The sequence below is a fragment of the Pseudomonas sp. HMSC066A08 genome (genome assembly GCF_001813025.1).
Lineage (GTDB): Bacteria > Pseudomonadota > Gammaproteobacteria > Pseudomonadales > Pseudomonadaceae > Pseudomonas > Pseudomonas aeruginosa.
Window position 1 is genome coordinate 40,564 of record NZ_KV811299.1, and the last position, 20,882, is coordinate 61,445.

Below are 20,882 nucleotides of genomic sequence, written 5' to 3' on the forward strand. Positions count from 1 at the left end.
TCTGTCCAACAAGCAATAAAGCGGAAGTGCCCAAATGTCCGATCTTAAAACCGCTGCCCTCGAATATCACGCACAACCCCGTCCGGGAAAACTGAGTGTCGAGCTGACCAAACCCACCGCTACCGCCCGGGACCTGTCCCTGGCCTACAGTCCGGGTGTCGCCGAGCCGGTGCGTGAAATCGCCCGCGATGCCGAGCTGGCCTACCAGTACACCGGCAAGGGCAACCTGGTGGCAGTGATTTCCGACGGCACCGCGATTCTCGGCCTGGGTAACCTCGGCCCGCTGGCCTCCAAGCCGGTGATGGAAGGCAAGGGTGTGCTGTTCAAGCGCTTCGCCGGCATCGACGTGTTCGACATCGAGGTCGACGCCGAGAGCCCGCAGGCTTTCATCGATACCGTCAAGCGTATTTCCATCACCTTCGGCGGTATCAACCTCGAGGACATCAAGGCTCCCGAGTGTTTCGAGATCGAGCGCGCGCTGATCGAGCAGTGCGACATCCCGGTGTTCCACGATGACCAGCACGGCACCGCCATCGTGACCGCGGCGGGTATGCTCAACGCGCTGGAACTGGCCGGCAAGAAGCTGGAAGAAGCGAAGATCGTCTGCCTCGGCGCCGGCGCTGCCGCCATCTCCTGCATGAAGCTGCTGGTGAGCATGGGCGCCAAGGTCGAGAACATCTACATGATCGACCGCAAGGGCGTGATCCACGCCGGTCGCGACGATCTGAACCAGTACAAGTCGGTGTTCGCCACCGAGACCGACAAGCGCACCCTGGCCGACGCCCTGGAGGGCGCCGACGTGTTCGTCGGCCTGTCCGGCGCCAACCTGCTGGAGCCGGAAGACCTCAAGCGCATGGCGCCGAACCCGATCGTGTTCGCCTGCTCGAACCCGGACCCGGAGATCAAGCCGGAGCTGGCCCATGCCACCCGCAACGACGTGATCATGGCTACCGGACGTTCCGACTATCCGAACCAGGTCAACAACGTGCTCGGTTTCCCCTTCATCTTCCGTGGTGCCCTGGACGTACGTGCCACGCGCATCAACGAAGAGATGAAGATCGCCGCCGCCCTGGCCCTGCGCGACCTGGCCAAGCAGCCGGTCCCGGAGGACGTCTGCGCCGCCTATGGCGTGGACAAGCTGGAATTCGGCCGCGAGTACATCATTCCGAAGCCGATGGACAAGCGCCTGATCACCGTGGTCTCCGATGCCGTGGCCAAGGCTGCCATCGAGACCGGCGTGGCTACCCTGCCGTATCCGAAGAACTATCCGCTGAAATCGGTGGACGACGTCTTCAACGGCTGATCGATCCGCCGGATAAAAAGAAACCCCGCCTTGGCGGGGTTTCTTTTTGCCTGTGCCTCGCGCTCCGTCGTCGTCAACGAAGCGCAGGCGCCGGTTCAGAACAGGTCGATCGGCGCGCCTTCGTCATCCGGCAGCGGGCTGCCAGGGAAGCTGCCCGGCGGGAGTTCGTTGACCGAGGGCGGGGTGTCCTCGTTCTTGAACATCTCGAAATAGGCGCCGGGAGTGCCCGGCGCGGCCGAACGGCCGGTCACCGGGTCGATGCGCAGGCTGACGATGCCTGGCGGCTCGGCCATGGTGTGCATCGGCTTGTCCTTGAGGGCGAAGCCCATGTACCTGATCCAGATCGGCAGCGCAACGGTACCGCCGTACTCGCGGCGACCCAGGGTCTCCGGCTGGTCGAAGCCGACCCAGACGCTGGTCACGTAGTCGGAGTTGTAGCCGGAGAACCAGCCATCCTTGGAATCGTTGGTGGTGCCGGTCTTGCCGGCCAGGTCGGTGCGCTTCAGCGCCAGGGCGCGACGCCCGGTACCGCGCTTGATCACGTCCTGCAGCATGCTGGTCATGATATAGGCGGTACGGGCATCGATGATCCGCTCGGCCGGGGTCGGCTCGAAGGTGGTCTGGGCCTTGGCGGCGATTTGCTGGGCTTCGATCGAGCCTTCGCCTTCGGCGCTCTCCGGATTCTCGGGGTCGCCAGGATTCCCGGCGTCCTCCGCATCCGGCGCAGCGACCTGTTCTTCCACCGGCACGCGGGGCGGATTGGCCTGGTACAGCACCTGTCCGTCGCGGCTCTCGATGCGTTCGATGACGTACGGATTGACCTTGTAGCCACCGTTGGCGAATACGCTCCAGGCGCCGGCGATTTCCATCGGTGTGACTGTCGCGGTACCCAGGGCCAGGGAGAAGTTGCGCGGCAGTTCGTCGCGCTGGAAGCCGAACTTGGTGATGTAGCTGATCGCCCGCTCGATGCCCAGGCCCTGCAGGACACGGATCGAGGCCATGTTGCGGGACTTGTACAGGGCTTCGCGCAGCGGGATCGGGCCGAGGAAGGTATTGGTGTCGTTCTTCGGTCGCCAGACCTTGTCCAGGTACTCGTCGACGAACACGATCGGCGCATCGTTGACCAGGCTGGCGGCGGTGAAGCCGTTGTCCAGGGCCGCGCTGTAGATGAACGGCTTGAAACTGGAGCCCGGCTGGCGCTTGGCCTGGATCGCGCGGTTGTAGTTGCTCTGCTCGAAGGAGAAGCCGCCGACCAGCGAGCGGATCGCCCCGTCCTTCGGGTCCAGGGAGATCAGCGCGCTCTGTGCGGCGGGAATCTGTACGAAGCGCAGGGTGCCGTCTTCCTGGCGCTGCACGCGGATCTGGTCGCCGGCCTGGGCCACGTCGGCGGGCTGGCGCGGCATCGGGCCCATGCTGTTGTTGCTGAGGAAGGGGCGTGCCCATTTCATGCTGTCCCAGGTCACGGCTTCTTCCTTGCCGTCGCGGGTCATCACCATGATCCCGCTCTTTTCCACCTGGGTGACGATCGCCGGCTCCAGGCCGCCGATGCTGCGCTGCTGGCCCAGGTGCTTGAGCCAGGCGTCGCGGGTCTGGCCCGGTAGTCGGGTCTCCGGGCCACGGTAGCCGTGGCGCTGGTCATAGTCGATGAGGCCGTCGCGGACTGATTGGCTGGCGGCGTTCTGCAGGTCGCTGCGGACCGTGGTGATGACCTTGTAGCCCTCGGTATAGGCCTCGCTGCCGTAGCGGCCGACCATCTCGGCACGGGCCATCTCGGCGATGTAGGGCGCATTCAGTTCGGGGGTCTGCACGTGGTAGGAGGCGTTGATCGGCTCCTCGACGGCGGCCTGGTAGCGCTGCTGGTCGATGAAGCCGAGCTTGAGCATGCGCTCGAGGATCCAGTTGCGTCGTTCCGTGCTGCGGGTCGGGTTGACCAGCGGGTTGTAGCGCGAGGGCGCTTTCGGCAGGCCGGCGATCATCGCCATTTCGGCCAGGCTCAAGTCTTTGATCGGCTTGCCGTAATAGACCTGTGCGGCAGCCTCGATGCCATAGGCACGGTTGCCCAGGTAGATCTTGTTGACGTAGAGCTCGAGGATCTCGTCCTTGGTCAGCTGTCGCTCGATCTGCAGGGCCAGGAGGATTTCATTGATCTTTCGCGAGAAGCTTCTTTCATTGGTAAGGAAGTAGTTCTTCGCTACCTGCATGGTGATGGTGCTGCCGCCAGTCTGGATGTGACCGCTTTTCAATAATTGCGCGGCGGCGCGCATTAGGCTTTTCACATCGACGCCATAATGGTTGGCGAAATTGTCGTCCTCGGCGGACAGCAGGGCATGGATGAAGTCCTGCGGGATGTCGGCGAAGCGGATCGGCGTCCGGCGCATCTCGCCGAACTCGGAGATCAGCTTGCCGTCCTCGCTGTAGACCTTGAGGGGGATCTGCAGCTGGACGTTACGCAGAGCTTCCACCGAGGGCAGGCTGGGACTCAGATAGAGATAGGCGCCGCTGAAACTGAGCAGCAATCCACAAATCAGGGTGACGCAAGTCCACCACAGGAACTTCAGCAGGCGCATGGGTAGATTCGGATTTCCAGGAAAAAGAAAGAGTTAAGCGAATAGGACAGGAAAAAGGCAAAAGCTGTTCACATTATAAGCAATTTTTCTGTGACCTAGCCATTTGCCTGGCCTTCGGCTCTGGTATCTAATGTGAAAAAAGAAGAATCGTTCGTAAGTATTGAACGCTAATAGGGAATTGGTCGTGCTAGGGCTCATAAAGAAGAAAGCGAACACCTTGCTGGGGATCGACATCAGCTCGACCTCGGTAAAGCTCCTTGAGTTGAGCCGCTCCGGAGGCCGCTACAAAGTGGAGGCCTATGCCGTCGAGCCGCTTCCGCCGAATGCAGTCGTGGAAAAGAACATCGTCGAGCTGGAAGGGGTCGGCCAGGCGTTGTCGCGGGTGCTGGTCAAGGCGAAAACCAACCTGAAGTCGGCCGTGGTCGCCGTCGCCGGTTCGGCGGTGATCACCAAGACCATCGAGATGGAGGCCGGGCTTTCCGAGGATGAACTGGAAAACCAGCTGAAGATCGAGGCCGACCAGTACATCCCCTATCCGCTGGAGGAAGTCGCCATCGACTTCGAGGTCCAGGGTCTCTCCGCGCGCAATCCCGAGCGCGTGGACGTACTCCTGGCCGCCTGTCGGAAAGAGAACGTCGAGGTTCGCGAAGCGGCCCTGGCGCTGGCCGGCCTGACCGCCAAGGTGGTCGACGTCGAGGCCTACGCGCTGGAGCGCTCCTATGCGCTGCTGAGCAGCCAGCTCGGTGCCGATACCGACCAGTTGACCGTGGCGGTAGTGGACATCGGCGCGACCATGACCACCCTGAGCGTCCTGCACAACGGACGCACCATCTATACCCGCGAACAGCTGTTCGGCGGTCGCCAGCTCACCGAGGAGATCCAGCGGCGTTACGGACTCTCGGTGGAGGAAGCCGGTCTCGCCAAGAAGCAGGGCGGTCTTCCGGATGACTACGACAGCGAAGTTCTGCGTCCGTTCAAGGACGCCGTGGTGCAGCAGGTTTCCCGCTCGCTGCAATTCTTCTTCGCCGCCGGACAGTTCAACGACGTCGACTACATCGTCCTGGCGGGCGGTACGGCGTCTATCCAGGATCTCGATCGGTTGATCCAGCAGAAGATCGGCACCCCGACCCTGGTCGCCAACCCGTTCGCCGACATGGCGCTGAACGGCAAGGTGAATGCCGGCGCCCTGGCCAGCGACGCTCCGGCGTTGATGATCGCCTGCGGCCTGGCGTTGAGGAGTTTCGACTGATGGCACGGATCAACCTTCTACCCTGGCGCGAAGAGCTGCGCGAGCAGCGCAAGCAGCAGTTCCTGGTGATTCTTGGCGGCGTCCTGGTGGCATCGGCGGCGCTGGTATTCCTTGGCGACCAGTACTTCACCGCGGCCATCGAGAACCAGAACGCCCGCAACGACTTCCTGCGCAAGGAAATCGTCGTACTCGACGCCCGGATCAAGGAAATCAGCGAGTTGAAGTCGCGGCGCCAGCAATTGCTCGAGCGGATGAAGATCATCCAGGACCTGCAGGGCAACCGTCCCATCATCGGGCGGGTGTTCGACCAGCTCGTGCGGACCTTGCCCGACGGCGTGTATTTCACCGACCTGAAGATGACCGGCAAGAACATCGCCATCGCCGGCGCGGCCGAGTCCAACAACCGCGTTTCCAATCTCATGCGCAACATGGACGCGTCCGAGTGGTTGACCGCTCCGACCCTGAACGAGGTCAAGGCGGTGACCCAGGGTGCAGTGGACCAGGCCAACGTGTTCCAACTGACCGTGCAGCAGACGCAGCCCGGCGAGGAAGACGCCAAGGCGAAGCATGGGGTTGCGCAAGGAGCCAAGAAATGAGTCTGGCCAGTTCCCTGGAAAGTCTGCGCAAGATCGATATCAACGATCTCGACCTGAACAACATCGGTTCCTGGCCGGCGGCGGTCAAGGTCATCGTCTGCGTGCTGCTGACCGCGGCGGTCCTGGCGCTGGGCTACAACTTCCATCTGAGCGACATGCAGGCTCAGCTCGAACAGCAGGCCGCGGAAGAGGAGACGCTCAAGCAGCAGTTCTCCACCAAGGCCTTCCAGGCCGCGAACCTGGAAGCCTACAAGGCACAGATGAAGGAGATGGAAGAGTCCTTCGGCGCCTTGCTGCGGCAGTTGCCCAGCGACACCGAGGTACCCGGGCTGCTCGAGGACATCACTCGTACCGGCCTGGGCAGCGGCCTGGAGTTCGAGGAAATCAAGCTGCTTCCCGAGGTTGCCCAGCAGTTCTACATCGAGCTGCCGATCCAGATCAGCGTGGTCGGCGGCTACCACGACCTGGCGACCTTCGTCAGCGGCGTGTCCAGCCTGCCGAGGATCGTCACCCTGCATGACTTCGAGATCAAGCCGGTCGCGCCCGGCAGCACGTCCAAGCTGCGCATGAGCATCCTGGCCAAGACCTATCGCTACAACGACAAGGGGCTGAAGAAATGAGAGCCCGCCTGATTCTGAGCAGCCTGCTGCTCGCCAGCCTGGCCGGATGCGGCGGCGGTTCCGATTTCGCCGATCTGCAGTCCTACATGGACGAGGTTCGCGCCCGACCCAAGGGCACCATCGAGCCGTTGCCGAAGTTCCAGCCGTACGAGGCTTTCACCTATAGCGCCGCGTCGCTACGCAGCCCGTTCCAGCCGCCGGTGAAGATCGACCTGACCGTGCGGCAGAAGGGCAACAAGGTGATCAAGCCCGACGAGACTCGGGTCAAGCAGTTCCTGGAAGGCTTCAACATCGAGACCTTCGAGATGGTCGGCACCCTGTCCAACGCCCAGGGCACCTTCGCCCTGGTGAAGGGCGCGGGTGGCGTGCACCGGGTGAGGGTCGGGGACTACCTGGGGCGCAACGACGGCAAGGTCGTCGGCATCAGCGAAGGAAAAATAGACGTGATCGAAATCGTTCCTGACGGAGAGGGGAACTGGCTGGAGCGTCCGCGCAGCCTGACTCTCAAGGAACGCTCCTGAGGGCGGGGAAAAACATGCATAACCAACAGCAGTCTGTACAACGGAGTCGGACGATGAACAGTGGCCTCTCGCGCCTCGGGATCGCTTTGCTGGCCGCCATGTTCGCGCCGGCATTGCTCGCCGCGGACCTGGAGAAACTCGACGTGGCGGCACTGCCTGGAGACCGGGTCGAGCTAAAGCTGCAGTTCGACGAGCCCGTCGCCGCGCCGCGTGGCTATACCATCGAGCAGCCGGCGCGAATCGCCCTCGATCTGCCGGGGGTGCAGAACAAGCTCGGCACCAAGAACCGCGAGCTGAGCGTGGGCAATACGCGCAGCGTCACGGTGGTCGAGGCGAAGGATCGCACACGGCTGATCATCAACCTGACCACGTTGTCGTCCTATACCACCCGCGTGGAAGGCAACAATCTCTTCGTGGTGGTCGGCAATTCGCCGGCCGGCGCCAGCGTCGCTTCCACCGCTCCGGTCAAGGCAAGCCCGGCTCCGGCCAGCTATGCCCAGCCGATCAAGCCCAAGCCCTACGTGCCGGCGGGTCGTGCCATTCGCAACATCGATTTCCAGCGTGGCGAAAAGGGCGAGGGCAACGTGGTCATCGACCTGTCCGACCCGACCTTGAGCCCGGATATCCGGGAGCAGGGCGGCAAGATCCGCCTGGACTTCGCCAAGACCCAACTGCCGGATGCGCTGCGGGTTCGCCTGGACGTCAAGGACTTCGCCACTCCGGTGCAGTTCGTCAACGCCAGCGCGCAATCCGACCGTACCAGCATCACCATCGAGCCGAGCGGGCTCTACGACTACCTGGTCTACCAGACCGACAATCGCCTGACCGTCAGCATCAAGCCGATGACCACGGAAGATGCCGAGCGGCGCAAGAAGGACAATTTCGCCTATACCGGCGAGAAACTGTCGCTGAACTTCCAGGACATCGACGTGCGTTCGGTGCTGCAGCTGATCGCCGACTTCACCGACCTGAACCTGGTGGCCTCGGATACCGTGCAGGGCAATATCACCCTGCGTCTGCAGAACGTGCCGTGGGACCAGGCGCTGGACCTGGTGCTGAAGACCAAGGGCCTGGACAAGCGCAAGCTCGGCAACGTGCTGCTGGTGGCCCCGGCCGACGAGATCGCCGCCCGTGAGCGCCAGGAGCTGGAAGCGCAGAAGCAGATCGCCGAGTTGGCGCCACTGCGTCGGGAACTGATCCAGGTGAACTACGCCAAGGCCGCGGACATCGCCAAGCTGTTCCAGTCGGTGACCAGCGAGGGTGGCCAGGAAGGCAAGGAAGGCGGGCGCGGCTCGATCACCGTCGACGACCGCACCAACAGCATCATCGCCTATCAGCCCCAGGAGCGACTGGACGAGCTGCGGCGGATCGTTTCGCAGCTGGATATTCCGGTGCGCCAGGTGATGATCGAGGCGCGCATCGTCGAGGCCAACGTCGGCTACGACAAGAGCCTCGGGGTGCGCTGGGGCGGCGCCTACCACAAGGGCAACTGGAGCGGCTACGGCAAGGACGGCAATATCGGGATCAAGGACGAGGACGGCATGAACTGCGGCCCGATCGCCGGTAGCTGTACCTTCCCGACCACGGGTACCAGCAAGTCGCCGTCGCCGTTCGTCGACCTCGGTGCCAAGGATGCCACCTCGGGGATCGGCATCGGCTTCATCACCGACAACATCATCCTCGACCTGCAACTGTCGGCGATGGAAAAGACCGGCAACGGCGAGATCGTCTCCCAGCCCAAGGTCGTGACCTCGGACAAGGAAACCGCGAAGATCCTCAAGGGCTCGGAAGTCCCCTACCAGGAGGCCAGTTCCAGCGGCGCTACCAGCACCTCGTTCAAGGAGGCCGCGCTGTCCCTCGAGGTGACCCCGCAGATCACCCCGGACAACCGGATCATCGTCGAAGTCAAGGTGACCAAGGACGCGCCGGATTACCAGAATATGTTGAACGGCGTACCTCCGATCAACAAGAACGAGGTCAACGCCAAGATCCTGGTCAACGATGGCGAGACCATCGTCATCGGCGGCGTGTTCAGTAACGAGCAGAGCAAGTCGGTGGAGAAGGTGCCGTTCCTCGGTGAACTGCCTTACCTGGGGCGGCTGTTCCGGCGCGATACCGTCACCGACCGGAAAAACGAACTTCTGGTTTTCCTGACACCGCGGATCATGAATAATCAGGCCATCGCAATCGGTCGCTGATATCGAACAACGTGGTCAACCTGATCCTCGTCGGCCCGATGGGTGCTGGAAAGAGCACCATCGGGCGCCTGCTCGCCAAGGAGCTGCATCTCGCGTTCAAGGACTCCGACAAGGAGATCGAACAGCGGTGCGGCGCGAATATCCCATGGATCTTCGATGTCGAGGGCGAGGTCGGTTTCCGCGAGCGCGAGCAGGCCATGCTCACCGAACTCTGCGCCGCCGACGGCATGGTGATCGCCACCGGCGGCGGGGCGGTGATGCGCGACGGTAACCGCCAGGTGTTGCGCGCCGGTGGCCGGGTTGTGTACCTGCATGCCTCGGTCGAGCACCAGATCGCGCGCACGGCGCGGGACCGCAACCGCCCCTTGTTGCAGAAGCCCAACCCGGGGCAGATCCTCCGCGACCTGATGGCGCTGCGCGACCCGCTCTACCGCGAAATCGCCGATGTGGTGGTGGAGACCGACGAAAGGCCGCCGCGTCTGGTCGTCCAGGAAATTCTCGAACGCCTGCGCAAGTTGCCGCCCCGCTGAGGCGCGGCGAATTGCGTTATCCTATTGCCCTTTCCTGTCTGGGGGCCTCATGCGCACACTTCACGTCGATCTAGGCGAGCGTAGCTATCCCATTTACATCGGTGAAAACCTGCTGGGCGACGCCCGCTGGTTCGCGCCGCATATCGTCGGTCGCCGGGTCGCGGTGATCAGCAACGAAACGGTCGCTCCTCTCTATCTGGAAACCCTGCTCAAGGCACTGGAAGGCCACGAGGTCACCCCTGTGGTGCTGCCCGACGGCGAGGCCTACAAGCAGTGGGAAACCCTGCAACTGATCTTCGATGCCCTGCTGAAGGAGCGGCATGACCGCAAGACTACTCTGATCGCCCTGGGCGGCGGCGTCATCGGTGACATGGCCGGTTTCGCCGCGGCCTGCTACCAGCGTGGGGTCAACTTCATCCAGGTGCCGACCACCCTGTTGTCCCAGGTCGACTCCTCGGTGGGCGGCAAGACCGGGATCAACCATCCGTTGGGCAAGAACATGATCGGTGCGTTCTACCAGCCCCAGGCGGTGGTCATCGACACCGCGTCGCTGAAGACGCTGCCGTCCCGCGAGCTGTCCGCCGGGCTGGCGGAGGTGATCAAGTACGGTTTCATTTGCGACGAACCGTTCATCACCTGGCTGGAAGCGCACATGGATGCCTTGCTGGCACTGGAGCCGACCGTTGTCACCGAGGCCATCGAGCGCTCTTGCGCGGCGAAGGCACGCGTGGTGGGCGCCGACGAGCGCGAGTCGGGCGTGCGTGCCACGCTGAACCTCGGCCATACCTTCGGTCACGCGATCGAGACCCAGCAGGGTTACGGCGTCTGGTTGCACGGCGAAGCGGTAGGGGCGGGAACCGTGATGGCACTCGAGATGTCGCATCGGTTGGGTTGGCTGAGCGCCGCCGAGCGCGATCGCGGTATCCGCCTGCTGCGCCGGGCTGGCCTGCCCGTGGTACCGCCGGCCGAGATGACGGCGGAAGATTTTATGGAACACATGGCCGTCGACAAGAAAGTGCTCGATGGCCGCCTGCGTCTGGTTTTGCTGCAAGGACTGGGGAATGCCGTGGTCACCGGCGATTTTCCCCGTGAGATCTTGGACGCGACCCTGCGCACCGACTATCGGGCCTTGGCCGACCAGCTTGGAGATGAATGAGGTCCCATGACCAGCTTGCATGCCGATGAGGCCTTCCTGGGCCACTACCAATTCAGTCACGACCCGTTCGCGCCGCGCGTTCCGGGTTTCAAGTTCTTCCCGGCGCAGCGCAAGCCGGTGCTCGGCCAGTTGCACCATCTGGCCCGCTACAGCCAGCTCCTGCTGCTGGTCACCGGGCCCCTGGGCAGCGGCAAGACCCTGTTGCGCCAGGCGCTGGTGGCCAGCACCAACAAGGATGCGGTCCTCAGCGTGGTGATTTCGGCGCGTACCGCCGCCGACGAGACTTCGTTGCTGCGCCAGGTGGCGCAGGGCCTGAGCATCAACCAGGCGAGCCTGGAGGCGATCCTGACCAAGGTGGCGCAGCTGGCGATCACCGGGCAGGACGTCTACCTGATGGTGGACGATGCCGAGCAACTCCAGGACAGCGCGCTGGAAGTACTGTTGCTGCTGGCTTCCGGCACCAACGAGGGGCGCCTGCATGTATTCCTGTTCGGTGAGCCGTCGCTGCTGCCGCGCCTGGAGGTGTTTTCCGAGGGTGAGGAGCGTTTCCATGCCATCGAGTTGCAGCCATACAGCGAAGAGGAAACCCGCGACTACCTGGCCCAGCGCCTCGAGGGCGCCGGGCAGGGCATCGAGCTGATTTCCAACGACCTGCTGGTGGACATCCACGAGCAGTCGGAAGGCTGGCCGGGAGCGATCAACCAGGTCGCCCGCGATGCCCTGATCGAAGCGATGCTGGCCAATCGTGGCGCAGCGCGCAAGGCAACCGGAGGGTCTTTCAACTTGCCCAAGAAGCATCTGGTGATTCTTGCGGTCGTGGCCATCGGTGTGATCGCCGCCTGGTTCATGCAAGGCAAGAGCAAGCCGGAGGCGCCGCAGACCGCCTCTACCGAATTGTCCATGAATGGCGGTACGCCCGCCCAGGCCCAGCAGCCGGGCAGCGGCCCGGCGGTAGAGTTCAACGGCTCCAGCCAGCCGTTGCCGCTACCGTTGGTCGGCGAGTCGCAGCCGGTCATTCGCGAGCCGCTGGCCCAGGCCGCCGGGCAAGGTGGCGACGACGAAGGCGGCCTGCCGTCCGCCGCGGTGCCGCCTACCGTTTCCAGCTCGGCTCCTCCGGTGACGCCACTGGCCAACAACGGCGTCACGCCGATGCATCCGGTGCCGCCGGCGCCGACCGAACCGACCGCGCCTGCGGCGACCCCGACTCCGGCGCAGACCCCGGCGCCGGCCGCGCCGGTCGCCAGCGCCCCGGCGAGCAAGCCGGCCCCGGCCCCCGCTCCGGCCAAGCCGGTGGCGAGCAAGCCGGCCACCACCGCCGCGGCGAAGCCGGCCCCGGCTCCGGCCGCCAAGCCGGCCAGCGGTGGCGGTGCGGGAAGCCAGTGGTATCGCAACCAGTCTGGTGGTAACTTCGCCCTGCAGATCCTCGGTACCGGCTCCGAAGCCAATGCCCAGGCGTTCATTCGCCAGCAGGGCGGCGGCGATTTCCGCTACTTCAAGAAAACCCTGCAAGGCAAACCGTTCTACGTCGTCACCTATGGCAGCTTCCCGAACCGTGCCGCCGCCCTGGCCGCAGTGAAAAAACTGCCGTCCAAGGTGCAGGCCGGCAAGCCGTGGCCGCGTACCTTCGCCAGCATCCAGCAGGAGATCGGCCAGGCGCATTGATCCGACCCGCCGTCGCCTCTTGACGAAACTCGCTAGTCGTTAGCATGACCGGCGGGTTTCGTCTTTCATTTTGGCGACATTGAATTTCATTTTCTCGCCGCAAAATTTGTGAGGCCTTGTGCACCTGTGTACAATGGCCTCCCTTTGCCTGTCGAAAACTCGCCGCATGAGCGGGTGACAAGCGAAGTAGATGACTAAAAAAGTTTTGCCGGTGAGAGTTCCTTATGAAAGCAGGTCTGTACCATCCTGAAACGTTCAAGGATAACTGCGGATTTGGCCTGATCGCCCATATGCAGGGCGAGCCGAGCCATCAACTTCTGCAAACCGCAATCGAAGCACTGACCTGCATGACCCACCGCGGTGGGATCAATGCCGATGGCAAGACCGGGGACGGCTGCGGGCTGCTGATCCAGAAGCCTGACCTGTTCCTGCGTGCCGTCGCCAGGGAAGCCTTTTCTGTCGACCTGCCCGAGCAATACGCGGTGGGTATGGTGTTCTTCAACCAGGACCCGGTGAAAGCCGAGGCGGCACGCGAGAACATGAATCGCGAGATCGTCGCCGCCGGACTGGAGCTGGTCGGCTGGCGCAAGGTGCCGATCGATACCAGCGTTCTCGGCCGCCTGGCGCTGGAGCGCCTGCCGCAGATCGAACAGGTGTTCATCGGTGGCGCCGGCCTGAGCGACCAGGACTTCGCCATCAAGCTGTTCAGCGCACGGCGCCGTTCGTCGGTGGCCAACGCCGCCGACAGCGACCACTACATCTGCAGCTTTTCGCACAAGACCATCATCTATAAGGGCCTGATGATGCCGGCCGACCTGGCCGCCTTCTATCCGGACCTTGGCGACGAGCGCCTGCAGACCGCGATCTGCGTATTCCACCAGCGCTTCTCCACCAACACCCTGCCGAAATGGCCGCTGGCGCAGCCGTTCCGCTTCCTCGCCCACAACGGCGAGATCAACACCATCACCGGCAACCGCAACTGGGCCCAGGCGCGGCGGACCAAGTTCACCAACGAACTGATCCCCGACCTGGAAGAGCTCGGCCCGCTGGTGAACCGCGTCGGCTCCGACTCGTCGAGCATGGACAACATGCTCGAACTGATGGTCACCGGCGGCATGGACCTGTTCCGCGGCCTGCGCATGATCATCCCGCCGGCCTGGCAGAACGTCGAGACCATGGACGCCGACCTGCGCGCGTTCTACGAGTACAACTCGCTGCACATGGAGCCCTGGGACGGTCCCGCCGGCGTCGTGCTGACCGACGGTCGCTATGCCGTCTGCCTGCTCGACCGCAATGGCCTGCGCCCGTCGCGCTGGGTCACCACGAAGAACGGCTACATCACCCTGGCCTCGGAAATCGGCGTCTGGGACTACAAGCCCGAGGACGTCATTGCCAAGGGTCGCGTCGGTCCGGGGCAGATCCTCGCGGTGGACACCGAGACCGGCCAGGTCCTGCACAGCGACGACATCGACAACCGCCTGAAGTCGCGCCATCCCTACAAGCAATGGCTGCGGCAGAATGCCCTGCGCATCCAGGCGACCCTGGACGACGACCATGGCGTGGCCAGCTACGACGCCGACCAGCTCAAGCAATTCATGAAGATGTTCCAGGTCACCTTCGAGGAGCGTGACCAGGTGCTGCGTCCGCTCGGTGAGCAGGGCCAGGAAGCGGTGGGCTCCATGGGCGACGATACGCCGATGGCGATCCTCTCCCGGCGCATCCGCTCTCCGTACGATTACTTCCGCCAGCAATTCGCCCAGGTCACCAACCCGCCGATCGACCCGCTGCGCGAAGCCATCGTGATGTCCCTGGAAACCTGCCTGGGCGTCGAGCAGAACATCTTCGAGGAAGCCCCGCACCATGCCAACCAGGCGATCCTCACCACTCCGGTGATCTCGCCGGCGAAGTGGCGGACCATCATGACCCTGGACCGCCCGGGCTTCGACCGCCACTTCATCGACCTCAACTACGACGAGTCGATGGGCCTGGAGGCTGCGGTGCGCAACATCGCCGACCAGGCCGAGGAAGCCGTGCGCGGCGGCAAGGTGCTGCTGATCCTCAGCGACCGCCATATCGCTCCCGGCAAGCTGCCGGTGCATGCTGCCCTGGCCGTCGGCGCGGTGCACCACCGCCTGGTGCAGACCGGGCTGCGCTGCGACTCCAACATCCTGGTGGAGACCGCCACCGCCCGCGATCCGCACCATTTCGCCGTGCTGATCGGCTTCGGCGCCTCGGCGGTCTATCCGTTCCTCGCCTACGAGGTGCTGGCCGACCTGATCCGCACCGGTGAAGTGCTGGGCGACCTCTACGAGGTGTTCAAGTACTACCGCAAGGGGATCTCCAAGGGCCTGATGAAGATTCTCTCGAAGATGGGCATCTCCACCGTCGCGTCCTACCGTGGCGCGCAGTTGTTCGAGGCGGTGGGTCTGTCCGACGAGGTCACCGGCCTGTGCTTCACCGGAGTCGCCAGCCGCATCCAGGGCGCGCGCTTCGTCGATATCGAGAACGAGCAGAAGCTCCTGGCCGCCGAGGCCTGGAGCAACCGCAAGCCGATCCAGCAGGGCGGCTTGCTGAAGTTCGTCTATGGCGGCGAATACCACGCCTACAACCCGGATGTGGTGAATACCTTGCAGGCCGCCGTGCAGCAGGGCGACTACGAGAAGTTCAAGGAGTACACCGCGCTGGTGGACCAGCGCCCGGTGTCGATGATCCGCGACCTGTTGCAGGTGAAGACCGCCGCGCAGCCGCTGGCGCTCGACGAGGTGGAGCCGCTGGAAGCCATCTTCAAGCGCTTCGACGCCGCCGGGATTTCTCTCGGCGCGCTGTCGCCGGAGGCCCACGAGGCGCTGGCCGAGGCGATGAACACCCTGGGCGGTCGCTCCAACTCCGGCGAGGGCGGCGAGGACCCGGCGCGCTACGGCACGCTGAAGAGTTCGAAGATCAAGCAGGTGGCTACCGGCCGCTTCGGCGTGACCCCGGAATACCTGGTCAACGCCGAGGTCCTGCAGATCAAGGTGGCCCAGGGCGCCAAGCCCGGCGAGGGCGGCCAGTTGCCGGGCGGCAAGGTCAACGGCCTGATCGCCCGCCTGCGCTATGCGGTACCCGGCGTGACCCTGATCTCGCCGCCGCCGCACCACGACATCTACTCCATCGAAGACCTGGCGCAGCTGATCTTCGACCTCAAGCAGGTCAACCCGCAGGCGCTGGTATCGGTGAAGCTGGTGTCCGAGCCGGGCGTCGGCACCATCGCCGCCGGCGTGGCCAAGGCCTATGCGGACCTGATCACCATCTCCGGCTACGACGGCGGTACCGGCGCCTCGCCGATCACCTCGATCAAGTACGCCGGCTCGCCCTGGGAGCTGGGCCTGGCGGAAACCCACCAGACCCTGCGCGGCAACGACCTGCGCGGCAAGGTTCGGGTGCAGACCGATGGCGGCCTGAAGACCGGCCTGGACGTGATCAAGGCGGCCATCCTCGGCGCCGAGAGCTTCGGCTTCGGCACCGCGCCGATGATCGCCCTGGGCTGCAAGTACCTGCGCATCTGCCACCTGAACAACTGCGCCACCGGCGTGGCGACGCAGAACGACAAGCTGCGCAAGGACCACTTCATCGGCACTACCGCGATGGTGATCAACTTCTTTACCTTCATCGCCACGGAAACCCGCGAGTGGCTGGCGCGCCTCGGCGTGCGCAGCCTGGGCGAGCTGATCGGCCGCACCGACCTGCTGGAGATCCTACCCGGCGAGACCGCCAAGCAGCAGAACCTGGATCTCGCTCCGTTGCTGGGCAGTGACCTGATCCCGGCCGACAAGCCGCAGTTCTGCGAGGTGGAGAAAAACCCGCCGTTCGACCAGGGCCTGCTGGCCGAGAAGATGGTCGAGCTGTCGAAGGCCGCCATCGAAGGCCTGAGCGGCGGCGAGTACGAGCTGGACATCTGCAACTGCGACCGATCCATCGGCGCGCGAGTATCCGGCGAGATCGCCCGCCTGCACGGCAACCAGGGCATGGCCAAGGCACCGGTGGTGTTCCGTTTCAAGGGCACCGCGGGACAGAGCTTCGGCGTGTGGAACGCCGGTGGCCTGCACCTGTACCTGGAAGGCGACGCCAACGACTACGTAGGCAAGGGCATGACCGGCGGCAAGCTGGTGATCACCCCGCCCAAGGGCAGTCCGTTCAAGACCCAGGAATCGGCCATCGTCGGCAACACCTGCCTGTACGGCGCCACCGGCGGCAAGCTGTTCGCCGCCGGAACCGCCGGCGAGCGCTTCGCCGTGCGCAACTCCGGTTCCCATGCGGTGGTGGAAGGTACCGGCGACCACTGCTGCGAATACATGACCGGCGGTTTCGTCTGCGTGCTGGGCAAGACCGGCTACAACTTCGGCTCCGGCATGACCGGGGGCTTCGCCTACGTCCTCGACATGGACAACACTTTCGTCGACCGCGTGAACCACGAGCTGGTGGAAATCCAGCGGATCAGCGGCGAGGCGATGGAGGCCTATCGCAGCCACCTGCGCAAGGTCCTGGTCGAGTACGTGAACGAAACGGCAAGCGAGTGGGGCGCGAACATCCTGGAAAACCTGGATGACTACCTGCGTCGGTTCTGGCTGGTGAAACCGAAGGCGGCCAGCCTCGGTTCGCTGCTGACCAGCACCCGTGCCAACCCGCAATAAGCGCCCGAAGTTGTGATGAGGTTTCGATATGTCTGAACGTCTGAATTCCGACCGCCTGAACAACGACTTCCAGTTCATCGAAGTCGGGCGCAAGGACCCGAAGAAGAAGCTGCTGCGCCAGCGCAAGCGCGAGTTCGTGGAGATCCACGACCTGTTCAAGCCGCAGCAGGCCGCCGACCAGGCCCACCGCTGCCTGGGCTGCGGCAACCCGTACTGCGAGTGGAAGTGCCCGGTGCACAACTTCATCCCTAACTGGCTGAAGCTGGTTTCCGAAGGCAACATCCTGGCCGCCGCCGAACTGTCGCACCAGACCAACACCCTGCCGGAAGTCTGCGGCCGGGTCTGCCCGCAGGATCGCCTCTGCGAGGGCGCCTGCACCCTCAACGACGGCTTTGGCGCGGTGACCATCGGCTCGGTGGAGAAATACATCACCGATACGGCCTTCGCCATGGGCTGGCGCCCGGACCTGTCCAAGGTCAAGCCGACCGGCAGGCGCGTCGCGGTGATCGGCGCCGGCCCGGCCGGCCTCGGCTGCGCCGACGTGCTGGTGCGCAACGGCGTGACCCCGGTGGTGTTCGACCGCAACCCGGAGATCGGCGGCCTGCTGACCTTCGGCATTCCCGAGTTCAAGCTGGAGAAGCACGTCCTCAGCCGTCGCCGCGAGGTGTTCACCGGCATGGGCATCGAGTTCCGCCTGAACACCGAGATCGGCAAGGACGTGACCATGGAGCAGTTGCTCGACGAGTACGATGCCGTGTTCATGGGGATGGGCACCTACACCTACATGAAGGGCGGTTTTCCCGGCGAGGACCTGCCGGGCGTACACGACGCCCTGGACTTCCTGATCGCCAACGTGAACCGCAACCTTGGCTTCGAGAAGTCGGCCGAGGACTTCGTCGACATGAAGGGCAAGCGCGTGGTGGTCCTGGGCGGCGGCGACACCGCGATGGACTGCAACCGCACCTCGATCCGCCAGGGCGCCAAGTCGGTGACCTGCGCCTATCGCCGTGACGAAGAAAACATGCCGGGCTCGCGCAAGGAAGTGAAGAACGCCAAGGAAGAGGGCGTGAAGTTCCTCTTCAACCGCCAGCCCATCGCCATCGTCGGCGAGGACAGGGTGGAAGGCGTGAAGGTGGTCGAGACCCGTCTCGGCGAGCCGGACGCCCGCGGACGCCGCAGCCCCGAACCGATCCCCGGTTCCGAGGAGATCATCCCGGCGGAAGCCGTGCTGATCGCCTTCGGCTTCCGGCCGAGTCCGGCGCCGTGGTTCGAGCGCTTCGAGATCGCCACCGACAGCCAGGGCCGCGTGGTGGCTCCGGCGCAGGCGCAGTTCAAGCATCAGACCAGCAACCCGAAGATCTTCGCCGGTGGCGACATGGTCCGTGGTTCCGACTTGGTGGTGACGGCGATCTTCGAAGGACGTACCGCGGCCGAAGGCATCCTCGACTACCTTGGCGTCTGACCTGCGGCGCCACCGGCGCTGCGACAAATCACCGCGATAGACAAAAGGCACGGCCCCCGCCGTGCCTTTTGTTTTGTGCTTTGCGACAATAGCGGCCCTTTTCGCCCGCCGGCCTGTGGATAACCCTTTCCGCATGCGCCCGCGTGAAGCCAGCAGCCTTTGATCGGATGCCGTTATGACTGCCCTGAAGAACGACCGCTTCCTCCGCGCCCTGCTCAAGCAGCCCGTCGATGTCACCCCCGTCTGGATGATGCGCCAGGCCGGTCGTTACCTGCCGGAATACCGTGCCACCCGTGCCAAGGCCGGCGATTTCATGAGCCTGTGCATGAACCCGGAGCTGGCCTGCGAAGTGACCCTGCAGCCGCTGGACCGTTACCCGCAGCTGGACGCCGCGATCCTCTTCTCCGACATCCTGACCATTCCCGATGCCATGGGCCAGGGCCTGTACTTCGAGACCGGCGAAGGCCCGCGCTTCCGCAAGGTGGTCTCGTCGCTGGCCGACATCGAGGCGCTGCCGGTTCCCGATCCGGAAAAGGACCTGGGCTATGTGATGGACGCCGTGCGCACCATCCGCCGCGAGCTGAACGGCCGCGTACCGCTGATCGGCTTCTCCGGCAGCCCCTGGACCCTCGCCACCTACATGGTCGAGGGCGGCTCGAGCAAGGACTTCCGCAAGTCCAAGGCGATGCTCTACGACAACCCGAAGGCCATGCACGCTCTGCTGGACAAGCTGGCGCAATCGGTGACCAGCTACCTCAACGGGCAGATCCGCGCCGGCGCCCAGGCGGTGCAGATCTTCGACTCGTGGGGCGGCAGCCTGTCGGCGGCGGCCTACCAGGAGTTCTCCCTGGCCTACATGCGCAAGATCGTCGATGGATTGATCCGCGAGCACGACGGACGCCGGGTGCCGGTGATCCTCTTCACCAAGGGAGGCGGCCTGTGGCTGGAGTCGATGGCCGAGGTCGGCGCCGAGGCGCTGGGCCTGGACTGGACCTGCGATATCGGCAGCGCCCGGGCCCGTGTCGGTGAGCGCGTAGCCCTGCAAGGCAACATGGATCCCTCGGTGCTCTACGCCAATCCGGCGGCGATCCGCGCCGAAGTAGCGCGGATCCTGGCGGCCTACGGCAAGGGCACGGGGCATGTGTTCAACCTCGGCCACGGCATCACTCCGGAAGTCGACCCGGCCCATGCCGGTGCCTTCTTCGAGGCGGTGCACGAGCTGTCGGCGCAGTACCACGGCTGAGCCGGAACGAAAGAAGGGGAGCCGAGGCTCCCCTTTTTCATGCGTGGGCCGACTGCCCTCCGACGCGTTGGTTGGCGGGGTCGCGCCGGTGGCGTACCCGCCCTACGCAACCCGCCCGGCTCAGCTGCTTACCTTGCCGGTGCGGTCGTTGATCACGAACAGCTTGCCGTTGGCGTCGCGTACGAGGATTTCCGCGCCCGGCTGGCCATCCATGTCGGCCACCGAATCGATGCTGTAGTTGACGTCGCCGATGCGGTAGTCGTTGCTGGCGCCGCTGGCGTGGTGGATGACCCGCACCTTGCCCTGCATCACCACGATCAGCTCGTTGCCCGGCTTGCCGTCGGTGTCCGCGGTGCCGCCATAGAGTGCCCAGGCGCTGGCGCCGATGCTGTATTCCTTGCGGGAGCTGGCGTTGCTGATCACGTAGATGCCGGTGCTGGTGCGGCCGATGATCTCCGCGCCGGGCTGGCCGTCGAGGTCGGCGATCTGTGCGAGCGCGTGGTAGCCGCTGAAGGTGAAGTCCTTGGCGCCGCCGGTGCGCGGGTCGATGACCTTGACGCCGTTGCCCATGTTCAGCACCAGTTCCTTGCCCGGCGTGCCGTCCACGTCGGCGACGTCGAACAGGCCCCAGGTGCCGTTGTAGCTGAAGGTGGCGTCGCGTTGCGTACGGGTGCGATCGAATACGGTGCGCACGCCGTTGCCGATGCTGAGGATGACTTCGTCGCCGGCGACGTTGTCGACGTCGGTGGCGCGCATGATCGCCCAGGAGACGTTGCCTACCGGGTACTTGCGCTGGGTGGTGCTGGCGTGGGAAACGATCACCAGGTCGGGACCGGCCTTGACCAGAATTTCCGCGCCGGGCTGGCCGTCGGTATCGGTGGCGCCGAATACCGACCAGACCACGTTGCCGAAGCTGTAGTTGCGGGTGCTGCCGCCTTCCACCACCTGCAGGTTGGCGCCGTCGCGGTAGACCGCGGCGAGCTGGCCGTTGCCCCGCAGGTCCCAGGTTCCTACCAGAACGCCGGCCGCCTGGGCTGCGCTGGCGCAGAGGGAGAACAGTGCCGTGCCGAGCAGGCAGGCGCGCTTGATCGCTGGTTTCATAAAG

The 20,882-nt window shown here is 64.4% G+C and carries 14 protein-coding genes; 12 read left to right on the forward strand and 2 right to left on the reverse strand.

All coding sequences use genetic code 11. From position 1 onward, the window contains the following. Positions 1-34 precede the first annotated feature (34 nt). Positions 35-1,303 (forward strand): malic enzyme, encoded by a 1,269-nt coding sequence (locus HMPREF2886_RS14050; protein WP_003103278.1) that lies wholly within the window; start codon positions 35-37, stop codon positions 1,301-1,303. 95 nt (positions 1,304-1,398) lie between these two features. Here HMPREF2886_RS14050 and HMPREF2886_RS14055 read toward each other — a convergent pair whose 3' ends face one another. Then, the gene (locus HMPREF2886_RS14055; RefSeq protein ID WP_070747661.1) at positions 1,399-3,870 is read right to left on the reverse strand and encodes a penicillin-binding protein 1A; all 2,472 of its coding nucleotides are present in this window, start codon (positions 3,868-3,870) and stop codon (positions 1,399-1,401) included. Positions 3,871-4,054: 184 nt separating this feature from the next. On the opposite strand from HMPREF2886_RS14055, the gene pilM reads away from it, so the two are divergent. The 11 genes from pilM to hemE all read left to right on the forward strand — a co-directional run bounded on the left by pilM (position 4,055) and on the right by hemE (position 19,777). Next, the gene (gene pilM / locus HMPREF2886_RS14060) at positions 4,055-5,119 is read left to right on the forward strand and encodes a type IV pilus assembly protein PilM (RefSeq protein WP_003110888.1); all 1,065 of its coding nucleotides are present in this window, start codon (positions 4,055-4,057) and stop codon (positions 5,117-5,119) included. Next, a complete protein-coding gene (pilN, locus tag HMPREF2886_RS14065) occupies positions 5,119-5,715 on the forward strand; it encodes a type 4a pilus biogenesis protein PilN (protein WP_003095839.1) in 597 nt (198 codons plus the stop codon). The genes pilM and pilN overlap by 1 nt, the downstream gene beginning before the upstream one ends. Then, positions 5,712-6,335 (forward strand): type 4a pilus biogenesis protein PilO, encoded by a 624-nt coding sequence (pilO, locus tag HMPREF2886_RS14070; protein WP_003103268.1) that lies wholly within the window; start codon positions 5,712-5,714, stop codon positions 6,333-6,335. Before pilN ends, pilO begins: the two co-directional genes overlap by 4 nt. After that, entirely contained in the window at positions 6,332-6,856 is a 525-nt protein-coding gene (gene pilP, locus HMPREF2886_RS14075; RefSeq protein WP_003095836.1) for a type 4a pilus biogenesis lipoprotein PilP, read from the forward strand. The genes pilO and pilP overlap by 4 nt, the downstream gene beginning before the upstream one ends. A 53-nt stretch (positions 6,857-6,909) precedes the next feature. After that, entirely contained in the window at positions 6,910-9,054 is a 2,145-nt protein-coding gene (gene pilQ, locus HMPREF2886_RS14080) for a type 4a pilus secretin PilQ (RefSeq protein ID WP_042170908.1), read from the forward strand. Positions 9,055-9,065: 11 nt separating this feature from the next. Next, complete coding sequence (gene aroK / locus HMPREF2886_RS14085) at positions 9,066-9,584, forward strand: shikimate kinase AroK (RefSeq protein ID WP_003095833.1); 519 nt, start codon at positions 9,066-9,068, stop codon at positions 9,582-9,584. Between the two features lie 49 nt (positions 9,585-9,633). Then, positions 9,634-10,740 (forward strand): 3-dehydroquinate synthase, encoded by a 1,107-nt coding sequence (gene aroB / locus HMPREF2886_RS14090; protein ID WP_033977028.1) that lies wholly within the window; start codon positions 9,634-9,636, stop codon positions 10,738-10,740. A 6-nt stretch (positions 10,741-10,746) separates the two neighbouring features. After that, positions 10,747-12,402 (forward strand): AAA family ATPase, encoded by a 1,656-nt coding sequence (locus HMPREF2886_RS14095; RefSeq protein WP_033967775.1) that lies wholly within the window; start codon positions 10,747-10,749, stop codon positions 12,400-12,402. A 224-nt stretch (positions 12,403-12,626) separates the two neighbouring features. After that, positions 12,627-17,072: a glutamate synthase large subunit gene (gene gltB, locus HMPREF2886_RS14100; protein ID WP_003141775.1), complete on the forward strand. Its 4,446-nt coding sequence runs from the start codon at positions 12,627-12,629 to the stop codon at positions 17,070-17,072. Positions 17,073-17,100: 28 nt separating this feature from the next. Beyond that, a complete protein-coding gene (locus HMPREF2886_RS14105) occupies positions 17,101-18,534 on the forward strand; it encodes an FAD-dependent oxidoreductase (RefSeq protein ID WP_003095829.1) in 1,434 nt (477 codons plus the stop codon). 175 nt (positions 18,535-18,709) lie between these two features. Beyond that, positions 18,710-19,777: a uroporphyrinogen decarboxylase gene (hemE, locus tag HMPREF2886_RS14110; protein WP_039026608.1), complete on the forward strand. Its 1,068-nt coding sequence runs from the start codon at positions 18,710-18,712 to the stop codon at positions 19,775-19,777. Between the two features lie 120 nt (positions 19,778-19,897). Here hemE and HMPREF2886_RS14115 read toward each other — a convergent pair whose 3' ends face one another. Further along, positions 19,898-20,878, reverse strand: coding sequence for a PA5033 family protein (locus HMPREF2886_RS14115; protein WP_033967780.1), 981 nt, complete (start codon positions 20,876-20,878; stop codon positions 19,898-19,900). Positions 20,879-20,882: the final 4 nt, after the last annotated feature.

Coding starts and splice junctions, on each gene's coding strand:
- gltB (WP_003141775.1), top strand. CDS start 12,627: ATGAAAGCAGGTCTGTACCATCCTGAAACGTTCAAGGATAACTGCGGA.
- pilO (WP_003103268.1), top strand. CDS start 5,712: ATGAGTCTGGCCAGTTCCCTGGAAAGTCTGCGCAAGATCGATATCAAC.
- HMPREF2886_RS14095 (WP_033967775.1), top strand. CDS start 10,747: ATGACCAGCTTGCATGCCGATGAGGCCTTCCTGGGCCACTACCAATTC.
- hemE (WP_039026608.1), top strand. CDS start 18,710: ATGACTGCCCTGAAGAACGACCGCTTCCTCCGCGCCCTGCTCAAGCAG.
- HMPREF2886_RS14105 (WP_003095829.1), top strand. CDS start 17,101: ATGTCTGAACGTCTGAATTCCGACCGCCTGAACAACGACTTCCAGTTC.
- aroB (WP_033977028.1), top strand. CDS start 9,634: ATGCGCACACTTCACGTCGATCTAGGCGAGCGTAGCTATCCCATTTAC.
- HMPREF2886_RS14115 (WP_033967780.1), bottom strand. CDS start 20,878: ATGAAACCAGCGATCAAGCGCGCCTGCCTGCTCGGCACGGCACTGTTC.
- pilN (WP_003095839.1), top strand. CDS start 5,119: ATGGCACGGATCAACCTTCTACCCTGGCGCGAAGAGCTGCGCGAGCAG.
- HMPREF2886_RS14055 (WP_070747661.1), bottom strand. CDS start 3,870: ATGCGCCTGCTGAAGTTCCTGTGGTGGACTTGCGTCACCCTGATTTGT.
- pilQ (WP_042170908.1), top strand. CDS start 6,910: ATGAACAGTGGCCTCTCGCGCCTCGGGATCGCTTTGCTGGCCGCCATG.
- pilP (WP_003095836.1), top strand. CDS start 6,332: ATGAGAGCCCGCCTGATTCTGAGCAGCCTGCTGCTCGCCAGCCTGGCC.
- HMPREF2886_RS14050 (WP_003103278.1), top strand. CDS start 35: ATGTCCGATCTTAAAACCGCTGCCCTCGAATATCACGCACAACCCCGT.